This window comes from Cellulomonas sp. NTE-D12 (assembly GCF_027923705.1).
In the GTDB taxonomy this organism is placed as follows: Bacteria; Actinomycetota; Actinomycetes; order Actinomycetales; family Cellulomonadaceae; genus Cellulomonas.
The window spans coordinates 885,502-900,000 of sequence record NZ_AP026442.1 but is presented as its reverse complement, the minus strand read 5'-3'; the positions used below and the strand labels follow the sequence as shown (position 1 = coordinate 900,000).

Here is a 14,499-nt window from a genome sequence, read left to right as displayed (position 1 = left end):
TGCTGTACCGGTCCATATCCGGACAATAGGGCCCGAACCGGGCAGCGGACACGTCCTCGTCGAAGATCACCCGCGGTGACCGGTGGGTGGTCCGGCCGGCCCGGCATGATGACCGCGGCGGCTGCTGCAGCCACCGCCGCAGAGCCAGCTGGAGGCACCGATGTCCGATGAGCCCGCCGCAGCCGCGTCCGTCGAGCACGACGCCGCCGCCGGACCGACGATCGCGGCGACCGCGGACGTCGACCCGCGCGCCTCCGTCGGTGCCGGCACTCGCGTGTGGCACCTGGCGCAGGTGCGCGAGAACGCGGTCGTCGGGGCCGACTGCATCGTCGGCCGAGGCGCCTACATCGGTCCCGGCGTCCGGGTGGGCGACCGGTGCAAGATCCAGAACCACGCGCTGGTCTACGAGCCGGCAGTGCTCGAGGACGGCGCCTTCGTCGGGCCGGCGGTGGTGCTGACGAACGACTTCTACCCGCGGGCCGTCAACCCGGACGGCACCCTGAAGTCGGCCGACGACTGGCACGCGGTCGGCGTGACGGTGCGGACCGGGGCGTCCCTGGGCGCGCGTTCGGTGTGCATCGCGCCGGTCACCGTGGGGCGCTGGGCACTGGTGGCGGCCGGTTCCGTGGTGACGACGGACGTGCCGGACTTCGCGCTCGTCGCCGGGGTGCCGGCCCGGCGGATCCGCTGGGTGGGACGCGCCGGGCACCCGCTCGAGGACGCGGGCGAGGGACGGTGGCGGTGCCCGGTGACGGGCGAGCTCTACGTGCAGGACGGAGAGACCCTGACGCCGGTCGACCGGTCCGCCTGAGCCCCGGATCAGTGGGGCGACCGTGAGGGGCTACGGTCGCCCGTCCGGACGGCGGACCGGCCGCCGGCAGCTGGTGCCGATCCGCCGGGACGGAGCCCTCAGTACGCGCCCGCCGAGCCCAGCACGGCACGGCCCGTCTTCCACAGGATCAGCAGGTCCATCGCGACGGACCAGTTGTCGACGTACCGCAGGTCCAGGCGCACCGACTCGTCCCAGGACAGGTCCGAGCGGCCGCTGACCTGCCAGAGGCCGGTCAGGCCGGGCCGCACGTGCAGCCGACGGAAGACGGCGTCCTGGTAGGCGCTGACCTCCTCCGGCAGCGGCGGCCGCGGGCCGACCAGGGACATGTCGCCACGGGCGACGTTCCACAGCTGCGGCAGCTCGTCGATCGAGAACCGACGCAGCATCCGGCCCACCGGTGTGACACGGGGGTCGTCGTGCATCTTGAACATCAGGCCGTCGCGGTCGCTGCGGTCCAGCAGCGCCGCCTTCCGCTCCTCGGCGTCCACGTACATGCTGCGCAGCTTGATCATGGTGAACGGCCGACCGTCGATGCCCACCCGCTCCTGGCGGAAGAACAGCGGACCGGGGCTCGACAGGCGGACGCCGAGCGCCGCGAAGGCGATCACCGGAGCGGCCGCGATCAGCAGCCCCGTGCCGAGCAGCCGGTCGAGCAGGCTCTTGACCAGCAGCCGTCGCCGCGGGGCCACCGTCTGGACCTCCAGGAGCGAGAGCCCGGCGGTCGGACGCACGCTGACCCGCGGACCGAGCACCTCGACCAGGCCCGGCGCCACGACGAGGTCGGCACCGGTGCGGCCGAGCGCCCAGGACAGCCGACGCAGCGCGTCTCCCGTCAGCACCGCCCCGGCGACGACGACGGTCTCGATCCGATGGTCGTAGGCGACCTGCGGCACGTCCGCGAGGGCACCCAGCACCGGGACGCCGTCCTGCGGCGGCTCGTCGGTCACCGACGGCAGGCAGATGCCGACGACGCGGTACCCGTGGTGGGTGGACGCGCGCAGGTCGGTGATCGCCTGGTGCACGGATGACGGGTCGCCGACGACGAGGGTGCGCGCCATCGCCAGGCCGTCGCGCCGGTTGCCGTGCAGCCACCGCCGCAGGACGTAGCGCCCGACCGACACCGACATGGTCAGCAGGACCGCGAGCACCAGCACCAGCAGGCGGGGGAACGCCACACCGACGAAGGCGCCGGCGAGCGCGGGGACCACCACCGCGGCGAGACCCGCCCACAGGATCGCCTGGAACTCCCGGGGTCCGTCGCCGACGGCCGTCCGGTCGTACCCGTGGCCGAGCACGATCGTGCCGAGGAACGCCACGACGGCCGCACCGACCGCGGGCAGCGCGGGGACCTCGAGCTGGGCCAGGACCACCGCCCACGTCGCGCAGGCCAGCGTCAGGCCGAGGTCGAGCAGCACGGCGCGGCGGGTGTAGCGGGCTGACGCCGGTCGCCAGGACTCCGCCTCGGCCCCCTGCAGAGCCACCTGCTCGCCCGCCACGAACGGCTGGGTCGAGGCCCACGACCGGCGCGGTCCGCCCGCGGCGCGTCGGCGCTCCGTGAGCGCGGCCAGCTCGGCCGTCGTCACGGTGAAGTCCCGAAGATCCGTCATGCCCCGCCCCCCGATCAGGTGTCGGGGTTGAGGCTATTGCGGATGTTCTGTGGCGATAAGACCCAATTGTCCGATTCGGGACCTTTCACCCTCTTCGTGCGGGTGATCTAGCCGGGGTCCTTGGTGTGGAACCGCTGCTGCGCCACGTGCAGGCCCTCGAGGACGACGGCCTCGACGGCGTCCGCCGCGCGGTCGACCAGCCACGGCACGTCGGCCCGCTCGGCCGACCCGAAGTCGTGCAGCACGTAGTCGGCGGCGTCCATCCGGCCGGGCGGCCGGCCGATGCCGACGCGGACGCGGACGTAGTCCCGCGTCCCCAGAGCCCGGCTGGTGTCGCGCAGACCGTTGTGGCCGCCCTCTCCCCCACCCTGCTTGACGCGGACGTCGGCGAACGGGATGTCCAGCTCGTCGTGCACCAGCACGATCCGCTCCGCCGGGACCCCGTAGTAGCGAGCGAGGGCCGCGACCGGACCACCGGACTCGTTCATGTACGTCGTCGGCCGGGCGAGCACCACGCGGGGCCCGGGCGCTCCTCCGGCCGACATGCCCAGCCGCGCCTCCGCGACCGTCGCCTGCGGCCGGCGGCCGGCGAGGCCCCCGGGGCGGCCCAGGGTGCTCCCGGTGCGGCGGGCCAGCTCCTCGACCACCATCGCGCCGAGGTTGTGGCGGTTGCCCGCGTACTGGGATCCGGGGTTGCCCAGCCCGACGACGAGCCACGGCGAGTCGGTCACCAGGTCACTCTCCCGTCTCTCGCGTCACGTGCCCGGACGTGGGACGCGCCCGGCACCGTGTCGGTGCCGGGCGCGTCACGCAGCGTCGCTCGATCAGGCCTCGGCGGCCGCGGCGCTGGCAGCGGACTGCTTGTCGGCCAGCTGGGAGGCGGCCTCCTCGATGGCGAGGTCCTCGGCGGAGGCGCGCGGCACGGAGACGGTCAGCACGATGTGCTCGGCGTCCGTCAGCAGCGTGGAGCCGGCCGGCAGCGTGATGTCGCCGGCGTGCACGATGGCACCGTCCTCGAGACCCTCGATGGACACCTCGACGCGGTCCGGCAGCGCCGTCGCGTCCGCCTCGAGGGACAGCGTCTGGGTCTCCACGACGTGGATGGTGCCGGGGGCGGACTCGCCCACCACGTGCACCGGGATGTCGACGGTGACCTTCTCGCCACGGCGGACGATCAGCAGGTCCACGTGCTCGATGACCTGGTGCACCGGCTCGACCTGGACGTCCTTGGCCAGGGCCAGCGTCGTCTTGCCGTCGAGCTCGATCGCCAGCAGCGCGTTGGAGTGCTTGACCGCCAGCATCAGCTCGTGGCCCGGCAGGGCGACGTGCACCGGCGCGGTGCCGTGGCCGTACAGGACGGCGGGGATCTGGTGCGAGCGGCGCAGGCGACGGGCGGCCCCCTTGCCGAACTCCGTGCGGGCGGTGGCGACGAGCTTGGTCTCGGCCATGGTGTCTCCTCGTGGTCGGTGTCGCGGCCACGAGGCGCACGACGGAAGTCGGAAGCGGGGTAGAGCGATCAGGTCGGTGGGCCTCGACGCGGGGCGCTGGACGGGCAGGCGGAGGCATCCGCACCCAGTCGATCACGGAGCCGGGACGCCCGTTCGAGGCCCACATCGCTGCGGGTCCCACGGCCGACCGTCCGACATCCCTCGCCGAGGCAACCCGAGGATCTTACCGGTCGCCGGGGGTGGCTCCCAACCCCGGCCGACCGGTGCGTGGTGCGAGGGTCAGGCCTGCCCGTCGAACAGCGACGTGACGGAGCCGTCGTCGAAGACCTCGCGGATCGCGCGGGCCAGCAGCGGGGCGATGGACAGCACCGTCAGCTTGGGGAACTGCACCTCTTCGGCGATCGGCAGCGTGTCGGTGACGACGACCTCGCGGGCGCCGCACGCCTCGAGGCGCGCGACGGCCGGGTCGGACAGCACGCCGTGGGTCGCCGCGACGAGCACGTCCTTGGCGCCGGCCTCCAGCACCACGCGGACCGCCTCGGAGATGGTGCCCGCGGTGTCGATCAGGTCGTCGACCAGCACGCAGTTGCGGCCCTCGACGTCACCGACCACCCGGTTGGCCACGGCCTGGTTGGGCCGGCGGATGTCGCGGGTCTTGTGCACGAACGCCAGGGGGCCGCCGCCGAGCTTGGCCGCCCACTGCTCGGCGACCCGGATGCGTCCGGCGTCCGGCGAGACGACCGTCACGTTGGAGGTGTCCACCCGGGTCCGGACGTACTCGACCAGGATCGGCATCGCCCACAGGTGGTCCACCGGCCCGTCGAAGAACCCCTGGATCTGCGCGGCGTGCAGGTCGACGCTCATGATCCGGTCGGCGCCGGCCGTCTTGAACAGGTCCGCCATCAGGCGGGCGGAGATCGGCTCGCGGCCGCGGTGCTTCTTGTCCTGACGGGCGTAGCCGTAGAACGGCGCGACGACGGTGACGGTCTTGGCGGAGGCGCGCTTGAGCGCGTCGACCATGAGCAGCTGCTCCATGATCCAGGTGTTCACCGGACGGGTGTGCGACTGCAGGACGAACGCGTCCGCACCGCGCACGGACTCGCCGAACCGCGTGTAGATCTCGCCGTTGGCGAAGTCGTACGCCGTGGTCGGGACCAGCTCGACGCCGAGGTGCTGCGCCACGTCGGTCGCGAGCTCCGGGTGAGCACGGCCCGAGACCAGCACGAGTCGCTTCTCACCGTCCGTGGTGATGATGCCGGTCATCGGGCGGTGTCCTTGTCCTCGGGTGCAGCGGTGGGGTCGGCGGCAGGGGCAGCAGGGTCGTCAGGTGGGCGCAGGCCGCGGGCGCGGGCGGCGGCCTGGGCCGCCGCCGAGTCGGGGCGGGTGCGCTGCACCCAGTTCTCCACCGTGCGCTGGCTGGTGGCGTTCACGGCCAGCGCGCCCGGCGGCACGTCGCGGCGGACGACGGTGCCGGCGCCCGTGAACGCGCCGTCGCCGACGGTCACCGGCGCGACCAGCATCGTGTCCGCGCCGATGCGTACGTGCGAGCCGATGGTGGTGCGGTGCTTCGTCGTGCCGTCGTAGTTGGCCGTGACCGAGGCCGCGCCGATGTTGGTGTGGTCGCCGATCGTCGCGTCGCCGATGTAGGACAGGTGCGGCACCTTGGACCCCGTGCCGATCACCGCGTTCTTGGTCTCGACGAACGCGCCGATCTTGCCGCCCTCGCCGAGCACCGTGCCGGGACGCAGGTAGGAGAACGGGCCGACGGTCGCGCCGGCGGCGATCACCGCGAGCGAGCCGTGGGACCGGACGACCGACGCGCCGGGGCCGACCTCGACGTCCGTCAGCGTGGTGTCCGGGCCGATCGTCGCGCCGCTCGCCACCGTGGTGGCGCCGAACAGCTGGGTGCCGGGCAGCAGCGTGACGTCCTGGGCGAGGTCGACGTCCACGTCGACCCAGGTGGTGGCCGGGTCGACCACGGTGACCCCGGACCGCATCCAGTCCTCGAGGATGCGGCGGTTCAGCTCCGCCCGGAGCACGGCCAGCTGCACGCGGTCGTTGACGCCCTCCACCGAGAGCGTGTCGTCGGTGCGCAGGGCCCGCACGCGGCCGCCGTCGCCACGCGCGATGGCCAGGACGTCCGTCAGGTACACCTCGCCGGCCGCGTTGTCCCGGCCGAGCCGGGTCAGCGCCGAACGCAGGACCGCCGCGTCGAACACGTAGGTGGAGGTGTTGATCTCGCGGATCTCGCGCTGCTGGTCGTCGGCGTCCTTCTCCTCGACGACCCCCGCGACGTCACCGGTGCCCGGCTCGCGCAGCACGCGCCCGTAGCCCGTCGGGTCCGCCACCTCGGTGGTGAGCACCGTCACCGCGTCGGCGTCCTCGTGGTGCGCCAGCAGCAGCTGCTGCAGCGTGCCGGCGTCCAGCAGCGGCACGTCGCCCGCCATCACCACGATCGAGCCGTCCACCTGCTGCGCCGAGTCGAGCGCCGCGAGCGCCACCTGGACCGCGCGGCCCGTGCCCGGGATCTCGTCCTGGTCGGCCACCAGCGCCTCGGGGTCGATCTGCGCGAGGTGCTCGACGACCGCCTCCCGCCCGTGCCGGACGACCACCACGACGCGTTCCGGCTCCAGCGCGCGGGCGGTGGTCACCGCGTGACCGAGCATGGAACGACCGGCCAACGTGTGCAGCACCTTGGGGACGGCTGAGCGCATCCGGGTGCCCTCCCCCGCGGCGAGGACGACGACGGCTGCGGGGCGGGGGATCGTCACCTTCAGGGTGCTCCTCGCGGGCTTCTGCGGGATCTGCCGGGCGCGACGCGCGCCGGGCGGGCGGACCGTGCACCCGAGTCTACCGCCGCGGCACCGGGCGCCCGGCCGCCTCGGACCGGCGCAGACCTCGTCGGACGCTCGCCCCAGGGGCGTCCGATCAGCCGACGACGACGATGTCCGAGCCGTCCTGGGCGATCGCGAGGAGCAGCCCGTCGAACCCGAGGAGCCGCGGGTGGCCGGCAGGCAGCGGCGCGCGCCAGAGCACCGCACCCGTCCGCAGGTCGAGCGCCGCCACGTCTGCACCCAGCGCGACGACCAGGACGCGGCCGTCGGTGACCGGGGGCAGCTGCTGGACCGGCAGGGAGGCCTGCCATCGCACCGCCCCGGTCGACCCGTCGACGGCCGTCACACCCCCGTCCCGGGTGACGTACACGACGCCGCCGAGCACGACGACGCCCGCCGGGGAGGCACCCGGCAGCTGCCACAGCTGCCGGCCGTCGGGGTCGAAGGCCCGCAGGACGCCGCTCCGGAGGAGCGTGAGGCCGGGAAGACTGCCGTCGTCGGACGCGATGCCCACCGGGACGCCGTCGAGGTGCAGGTCGCGGTCGGGTCCGACGACGAGCGTGCCCGCCGCGTCCGGCAGCACCAGCCGGCCGTCCGCCAGCGGCTGCGCACCTGCGTAGCCCCGCAGGTCGACGGAGCGGCGAACCTTCCCGTCCGGGCCGAGCAGGTCCAGTGCCGTGTCACCGGCCACCGCCACCAGCTCCCCGACGCGCACCACGCCGTGGCCGCTCCCGTCCTGCAGGACGGACGGCGCCGTGCGCCACCGCTCGACGCCCGAGCCCGCGTCCACGCCCACCACCTGGTGCCGGGTGGAGGACACCAGGACCGCCAGCCCGCTGTGGAGAACGACACCGAGGTGCGAGAGGTCGCCGGCGACGGCATGGCTGGCCCGTACCGAGCCGTTCCGCGGGTCGAGCACGACGAGATGGGCCTGCGTCGCCTGCGAGGTGCTGACCGAGGGCCCCGCGGTCAGCACGACCGCATCCGTGAGCAGACAGACGATCCGGGACGCGTCGTCCGGGACCCGCTCGCAGGACCCCGTCGGGCGGAGCGCACCCTCCTTGGCGCTCCGGGCGGTGTCCGGTCCGATCACCGACCTGGTCCAGCGCACGTGGCCGTCACGGCCGTCGAGCTCGACGACGCCGATGGAGCCGTCCGCGCCGAGGACGGGGCCGACGACCGTCCCGCGCCAGGCGACACCCTGGCTGACCGACACGAACGTGGACGGGCCGAGCGACCAGCGGACCGTCAGCGACCGGTCGACCGGCGCGACCACCTCCGTGCGGTCGGACAGGCGCTCCCAGCCGGCGCGGGCCCAGGCGTCCGCGGCCCACTGGCCGGCGACCAGTGCGAGCACGACCGCAGCAGCGCCCCCGAGCAGCCACACCCGGGTGCGGCCTGAGGGCGGCCGGTGCCGCGGACCCGGCGCCGGCGCACGCTCGTCGTCGAGCTCGATGGGCACCATCGCGGAGGGCACCAGCCGACGGTAGCCAGCGGGAGGCGCCACCGGGTGCCGATCGACGTGGTCCGGGTCCACGGAGGGGGCCCTGGCATGATCGGCGCCGTGGCGGCGACCGGCGGGCTGGTGGTCGTCTCGCCGCACCTGGACGACGCCGTCCTGTCCCTCGGCGCGCTCATCGCGGGGCGGGCCGCGGCCGGCGAGCACGTGGAGGTCTGGACGGCGTTCACCCGCGCCCCGGCCGCGGCCGCCGTTCCCCGTGGGCTGCGGCGGTTCGCCGACTACACCACCCGGCTGGCGGAGGACGACCGTGCGCTGGCCCTGCTCGGTGCCGGTGCTCGTCGCCTCGACCTGCCGGAGCGCGTGTGGCGGCGGCCCCCGGCACGAGGCCTGCGCGCCGCCTTCCGTACGCCCGCCGGCTCCTCCGGGTTCGAGGAGCTGGGCCACCTGGAGGACGTGGTCGCCGAGGCGCTCGCCCGTCCGGGGGTGCGCGTGCTGGCGCCGCTCGGGATCGGCCACCACGTCGACCACGTCGAGGTCGCGGTGGCAGCCCTCACCGCCGCCGTGCGCCTGCAGGCGACCGACCGGGTCGGCTTCTACGAGGACTTCTACGCGCTGGGCAACGGCGCCCGCCACCGGCACCCGGTCACCCGGGAGCACGCCGGTCCCCTGTGGCGCCGGCTGCGCGAGGCACCCGGGTGGGCGGGTCCGGCGGAGGGCGTGGTGCTCGCCGGGACCGCCGCGATCGGCGTCGGCCCGTCGCTCGACGCGTACGTGCCGGGGTGGACGTCGCTGGGCTGGCGGTGCACGGTGCACCCGGTGGACCGCTGGTCGCAGGACCGCCACGTGGCCGCGGTGGCGGAGTACCGCAGCCAGACGCCGGCCCTGGGGGGGATGTGTCAGCTGGGGCCGATGCTGCGCCGCGCGCACCGGCTGCGCGGCGGCGACGTCATCTGGTCGGTACGGCCTCGCTGACGGCGTCGACCGGACGCCGTGCCACCGACGGGACGGTGCCGTCCCAGAGGTCCGCCGCCGCGAGGGGCACCGCGCCGTCCCAGAGGTCCGACGCGCCGAGCGCCGTGGTCCGGCCTGCGGCGAGGCCGTCGGCCGGACCAGGGGTCAGGTCATCGACAGGGTCGGCGCCGGGGCCGGTGGCGGCGCGGCGGATCACGTCGGCCAACCGAGCGCACTGCTGACCCTCCCCGAGCTGCCGCGCGCGGAGCTGCGCCGCGGCACCCAGGCGCTCGCGGAGCGCCCGGTCCCGCAACGTGCCCAGGGCCCGCGCGTAGGACTCTGGGTCGGGCGGCACGACGAGAGCCGACACGCCGTCCTCGACGACGCCGTTCGCGGTGTCGGACACCAGCAGCGCCAGCCGCTCGTGGGCGGCCTCGTTGAGCACGTACGCCTGCGTGTCCACCACCGAGGGGAAGGCGAACACGTCGGCGCTGGCGTAGACGCCCCCGAGCTCGCCCCGCGGGTAGGGACCGATCACCGTGACCCGGTCGGCGACGCCCAGCCGCTCGGCCTCGACGGCCAGCCGCTCGCGCAGCGGCCCTCCGCCGACGAGCGCCAGGTGCACGTCGACGCCCTGGTCGACCGCGCGCCGCACGGCGTGCAGCAGCACGGGCAGGTTCTTCTCCGGGGCGAACCGCCCGACGTACAGCATCCGCAGGGCACCCGGACGCCAGACGAGCTCGCTGGGCACGGGGGCGACGGGCAGCCGGTCGATGCCCGTCGGCAGGACCGTGACGTGTGCGGCCGGGCAGAGCGCCCCGTAGGTGGGCAGGCCCTTGCGGGACAGCAGCACCACCTCCCGCGCATCGGCGTGCAGTGCGGCGGTCGTCCGGTCCACCAGCCGGCCGGCCCGACGGTCGGGTTGGTCGCCCGTGGCCGTCGGCCGCCGCAGGAACGCCCTGCGGGCACGCGCGGACACGGTCAGCAGCAGCAGCGGCTTGACGCCGCCGGACCAGACCGCGCGCAGGGGGTTGTAGTACGCGGTGGCACCGGTGGTGTCCGTGGACACGACCATCACCAGGGGGATCGAGTAGAACGCCGCCAGGATGATCCCCAGCACCCCGACCCGGCCGAGGGTCGAGACGACGACGACGTCCGGACGGTCCTTGCGCGCCCGGAGCAGCTCGCCGAGCACCGAGTACCGCGCGTGGTGGTCGCCGGGGTACCCGACGTCGTGCAGGGAGCGGAAGATCACCTGCTCGTCGTCGCGGCGGTGACCCCCGATGCCGCCCGCCGGGGCGAACGTCCGGGGCTCGAGGCCCAGCAGCCGCAGCTCGCGCTGCCACGACTCCACCATGTACGACGGACCGGCGGCCTGCCCGAGCGGCAGGTCGGCGAAGACCCACACCCTGACCACGTCCGTGAACCGCCCCTCGTGCCCTCGATGGTGTCGCACCGGCCATGTTCCTCGGAACCGGGACGAGTATCGGGCACGGGGCTGGGTCCTGGTGCCGAACGCCATGCCGACATCGTGGCGGGACCGGCGTGCGGAGCACCATCGGGTTCTCCCCCCATCGGACCCTGAGGTTCACCCGCAGGCACGGAGGCTCCCCCCGAGCACCGCTACGCTTCCGCACGACACACGGGAGCCCCGGCAGGGGCTGAGAGGTAGCCGACGCCGCTACGACCGTCGAACCTGATCCCGGGTCATGCCGGCGGAGGAAGTGGGACTGATGGCATCTGCCCGTCCAGCCGTGGACAGCAACGCACGCCTCGAGGGGTCGGCCCGGGCCGACGGCGGCCGGCGCGCCGTGCGCGGGGGCGCGCTCGGCAACTACGTCGACCAGTTCGACATCATGCTTCCGGTCGTCACCATGACGCCGGTCGCGGACCAGGTGTTCGGTGCGCAGCACGTGGTCGCCGCGACCGGGTGGGTGTTCGTCGCGACGCTGCTCGGCCGGCCGCTCGGCGCCGTGCTGCTCGGGCCGCTCGCCGACCGCCTCGGCCGCACGGCGACCACCCAGGTGGCGCTCGCCGGCATCGCTCTGACCACGGCTCTCGTCGCCGTCGTGCCGGACCACCGGGTGCTCGGCGCGGGCACGATCGCCCTGGTGGTGCTGCTGCGGTTCCTCAGCGGGGTGTTCGTCGGAGGCGAGTACTCGGCCGCGATCCCGCTGGCGATGGAGTGGAGCGCACCGCGCCGGCGCGGTGCGCTGAGCGGGCTGGTGATGGCGATGTCGCCGTGGGCCAACGCCACGATCTCGGCGGTGGTGCTGCTGCTGACCTCGGTGCTGCCCCACGGGGCGTACGCCGCCTGGGGGTGGCGCGTGCCCTTCGTCGTGGGCGCCGTGCTGGCCGGCGCGCTCTCCCTCTACTACCGGTCGCTGGTGCCCGAGTCCGACTCCTGGCGCGCGGCGGCGCCCCGCACCCGACCGCTGCGGGAGGTGCTGGTGGGCAGCCACCGCCGTGCGCTGTGGCAGGTGTTCGTGCTGATGAGCGGCCTGTGGCTGCTGACCCAGATGGCGGTGCCGACGCTGACCGCGCAGCTGCGGGCCGGCGGCCACGTCGACGCGCGTCAGCTGTCGTTCACGCTGCTGGTGGCGACGGCGGGTTCGGCCGTCGCGATGCACCTGGCGGGCCACGCCTCGACCCGGCTGGGGCGCCGACGCTTCTTCCTCGGCTTCGCCGCCGTCGTGGTGGTCGCCGCCCCGCTGACCTGGGCGGGTGTGCTCGCCGCCCGGGGGCTGGTGGCCGTCGCCGTGCTGGCCCTGGTGCTGCAGGTGGTGACGGTGACCGGCTACGCGCCGGTCGGCGCCTACCTCGCCGAGCGGTTCCCCGCCGGCGTGCGGGCCAGCGGGTACGGCGTCGGGTACAGCCTCTCGCTGGTGGTGCCGGCCCTCTACCCGCTCTGGTTACCCGTGCTGCAACGCAGGGTCGGGGGCGCCGCCGTGCCTGCCGTGCTGGTGCTCGGCGGCCTGCTGCTGGGCGTCGCCGCGTGGTGGGGCCCGGAGCCGGACGTCGACGCACCGCTGGCCTGAACGTCCGGCCGGGCTACCCCCGGGTCGACCGGACCGCGTCCCGCGCCTCGACGAACGCCTGCACGCAGGTGGCGATGTCCTCCGGCGAGTGCGCGGCGGAGATCTGCACGCGGATCCGGGACCTGCCCATCGGCACCACCGGGTAGGAGAACGGGATCACGTACACGCCGCGCTCGAGGAGGGCGTCGGCGATCGCGACCGCCTCGTGGGCGTCCGGGAACATCACCGGGATGATGGCGTGCTCGCCCGGCAGCAGGTCGAACCCGGCGGCCTCCATCCGGGCGCGGAAGTCCGCCGCGTTGGCCCACAGCCGCGCGCGCTGCTGCGCACCGTCCGCCACCAGGTCCAGCGCGACGAGCGAGGCGGCGACGACCGACGGCGGGACGGCGTTGGAGAAGAGGTAGGGCCGCGCCCGCTGCCGCAGCAGCTCGACGATCTCGGCGTGCGCGCTGATGTAGCCGCCGGAGGCGCCGCCGAGCGCCTTCCCGAGCGTCCCCGAGACGATGTCCACCCGGTCCTGCACCCCGAACAGCTCCGGGGTGCCGGCACCGGACGGGCCGACGAAGCCCGCGGCGTGCGAGTCGTCGACCATCACCAACGCGTCGTACCGCTCGGCGAGGTCGCAGATCGCGTCGAGCGGCGCCAGGTAGCCGTCCATCGAGAAGACGCCGTCGGTGACGACGAGGCGGCGCCGCGCACCGCTCGCGGCCTGCAGCTGCGCCTCGAGGTCGGCCATGTCGCGGTTGCGGTAGCGCAGCCGCTGCGCCTTGCACAGCCGGATGCCGTCGATGATCGAGGCGTGGTTGAGCTCGTCGGAGATCACCGCGTCCTCGGCGCCGAGCAGCACCTCGAACACTCCCCCGTTGGCGTCGAAGCACGACGGGAACAGGATCGTCGCCTCCGTTCGCAGGAAGGTGGAGAGCTTGCGCTCCAGCTCGACGTGCTGGGTCTGCGTGCCGCAGATGAACCGCACGCTCGCCATGCCGAAGCCCCACTCGTCGAGCGCGGTCTTCGCGGCGGCGACCAGCCGCGGGTCGTCGGCGAACCCGAGGTAGTTGTTCGCGCAGAAGTTCAGCACGTCGCTGCCGGCCGAGCGCACGTGCGCCGCCTGCGGTGAGGCGAGCTCGCGCTCCGTCTTGTACAGGCCCGCCTCCCTGATCTCCGACAGGGTGTCCTCGAGCTGGCCGCGAACGCTGGAGTACATGGTCTAGTCCTCGTCCCAGTCGATGATGACCTTGCCGCGGTCACCGCTGCGCGCGGCGGCGAACGCCTCCTGCCAGCGGGAGGCCGGGAAGCGGTCGGTGATCACGCCCGTGACGTCCAGGCCGGTGCTCACCATCGCGGTCATCGTGTACCAGGTCTCGAACATCTCGCGGCCGTAGATGCCCTTGATGGTGATCATGTGCGACACCACCTTCGCCCAGTCGACGGCGATGGGCCGGCTCGGCAGCCCGAGGAGAGCCACCCGCGCACCGTGGGTCAGGTTGTCCAGCATCTCCGGCAGCGCGTTGGCGTTCCCGCTCATCTCCAGGCCGATGTCGAAGCCCTCCTGCATGTGCAGGCGCTCCTGGGCGGAAGCGATCCGGTCGTGCGCGACGTTGACCGCCAGGTCGACGCCCATCGCACGGGCCAGCTCGAGGCGGGCCTCGTTCACGTCCGTCACCACGATGAACCGGGCGCCGACGTGGCGGGCGACCGCCGCGGCCATCAGCCCGATCGGACCGGCGCCGGTGATCAGCACGTCCTCGCCGACCAGGGGGAACGACAGGGCGGTGTGCACCGCGTTGCCCAGCGGGTCGAAGATCGCGGCCAGGTCGGGGTCGATGTCGTCCGGGTGGTGCCAGACGTTGCTCTCCGGGACGACGACGTAGTCCGCGAACGCCCCGTCGCGGTTGACGCCCAGGCTCGAGACGCGGATGCAGAGGTGCCGACGGCCGGCGCGGCAGTTGCGGCAGTGGCCGCACACGACGTGCCCCTCGGCGGACACGACGTCCCCGACCGCGACGGTGTGGACATCGGCCCCGACCTCGACGACCTGGCCGGAGAACTCGTGGCCCGGGATCAGCGGCGCGTCGATCGCCCCCGCGGCCCAGCTGTCCCACTCCTCGATGTGCAGGTCCGTGCCGCAGATGCCGGTGCGTCGCACCCGGATCTTGACGTCGGTGCGTCCGGGGGTCGGTTCGGGCCGTTCGGTCAGGGTCAGACCGGGCGCCGCAGCACTCTTGTAGAGAGCTCTCATCGCACGAACTCCAGCTGTCAGGTGTCCGGCTGCTGTGCCGGCTACGGGGGTGGCCCGTCGTCGCAGCGTACCGACGAGCCCCGACGGG

At 74.1% G+C, this 14,499-nt stretch carries 12 protein-coding genes; 3 read left to right on the top strand and 9 right to left on the bottom strand.

Features of this window, described 5'->3' with window-relative positions; genetic code table 11:
- The first annotated feature begins 160 nt into the window (after nucleotides 1–160).
- Nucleotides 161–811 carry an acyltransferase gene (locus tag QMF98_RS04170; protein ID WP_337974810.1) on the top strand — a complete coding sequence of 217 codons (651 nt, stop codon included), beginning with the start codon at nucleotides 161–163 and terminating at the stop codon, nucleotides 809–811.
- A gap of 98 nt (nucleotides 812–909) precedes the next feature.
- Here the strand turns inward: QMF98_RS04170 and QMF98_RS04165 are convergent, their stop codons facing one another.
- From QMF98_RS04165 to QMF98_RS04140, 6 genes are all read right to left on the bottom strand, one after another.
- Nucleotides 910–2,439 carry a sugar transferase gene (locus QMF98_RS04165; protein WP_337974809.1) on the bottom strand — a complete coding sequence of 510 codons (1,530 nt, stop codon included), beginning with the start codon at nucleotides 2,437–2,439 and terminating at the stop codon, nucleotides 910–912.
- 107 nt (nucleotides 2,440–2,546) lie between these two features.
- Entirely contained in the window at nucleotides 2,547–3,170 is a 624-nt protein-coding gene (gene pth, locus QMF98_RS04160) for an aminoacyl-tRNA hydrolase (protein ID WP_337974808.1), read from the bottom strand.
- Between the two features lie 93 nt (nucleotides 3,171–3,263).
- Nucleotides 3,264–3,887: a 50S ribosomal protein L25/general stress protein Ctc gene (locus QMF98_RS04155; RefSeq protein WP_337974807.1), complete on the bottom strand. Its 624-nt coding sequence runs from the start codon at nucleotides 3,885–3,887 to the stop codon at nucleotides 3,264–3,266.
- 279 nt (nucleotides 3,888–4,166) lie between these two features.
- A complete protein-coding gene (locus QMF98_RS04150) occupies nucleotides 4,167–5,150 on the bottom strand; it encodes a ribose-phosphate diphosphokinase (RefSeq protein ID WP_291763428.1) in 984 nt (327 codons plus the stop codon).
- Entirely contained in the window at nucleotides 5,147–6,658 is a 1,512-nt protein-coding gene (gene glmU, locus QMF98_RS04145) for a bifunctional UDP-N-acetylglucosamine diphosphorylase/glucosamine-1-phosphate N-acetyltransferase GlmU (RefSeq protein ID WP_337974806.1), read from the bottom strand. Before glmU ends, QMF98_RS04150 begins: the two co-directional genes overlap by 4 nt.
- A 157-nt stretch (nucleotides 6,659–6,815) precedes the next feature.
- Nucleotides 6,816–8,198: an outer membrane protein assembly factor BamB family protein gene (locus QMF98_RS04140; protein WP_337974805.1), complete on the bottom strand. Its 1,383-nt coding sequence runs from the start codon at nucleotides 8,196–8,198 to the stop codon at nucleotides 6,816–6,818.
- A gap of 75 nt (nucleotides 8,199–8,273) precedes the next feature.
- Between QMF98_RS04140 and QMF98_RS04135 the strand changes: the two genes are divergently transcribed.
- The gene (locus QMF98_RS04135; protein WP_337974804.1) at nucleotides 8,274–9,155 is read left to right on the top strand and encodes a PIG-L deacetylase family protein; all 882 of its coding nucleotides are present in this window, start codon (nucleotides 8,274–8,276) and stop codon (nucleotides 9,153–9,155) included.
- Here QMF98_RS04135 and QMF98_RS04130 read toward each other — a convergent pair.
- Nucleotides 9,130–10,590, bottom strand: coding sequence for a glycosyltransferase (locus tag QMF98_RS04130; protein WP_337974803.1), 1,461 nt, complete (start codon nucleotides 10,588–10,590; stop codon nucleotides 9,130–9,132). The genes QMF98_RS04135 and QMF98_RS04130 overlap by 26 nt on opposite strands.
- 277 nt (nucleotides 10,591–10,867) lie before the next feature.
- Here QMF98_RS04130 and QMF98_RS04125 point away from each other — a divergent pair, with 277 nt between their 5' ends.
- Nucleotides 10,868–12,172: an MFS transporter gene (locus QMF98_RS04125; protein ID WP_337974802.1), complete on the top strand. Its 1,305-nt coding sequence runs from the start codon at nucleotides 10,868–10,870 to the stop codon at nucleotides 12,170–12,172.
- 13 nt (nucleotides 12,173–12,185) lie between these two features.
- Here the strand turns inward: QMF98_RS04125 and QMF98_RS04120 are convergent, their stop codons facing one another.
- Nucleotides 12,186–13,376, bottom strand: a complete 1,191-nt coding sequence (locus QMF98_RS04120) for a glycine C-acetyltransferase (RefSeq protein WP_337974801.1) — start codon at nucleotides 13,374–13,376, stop codon at nucleotides 12,186–12,188.
- Nucleotides 13,377–13,379: 3 nt separating this feature from the next.
- A complete protein-coding gene (gene tdh, locus QMF98_RS04115) occupies nucleotides 13,380–14,411 on the bottom strand; it encodes an L-threonine 3-dehydrogenase (RefSeq protein WP_337974800.1) in 1,032 nt (343 codons plus the stop codon).
- Between the last annotated feature and the right edge of the window lie 88 nt (nucleotides 14,412–14,499).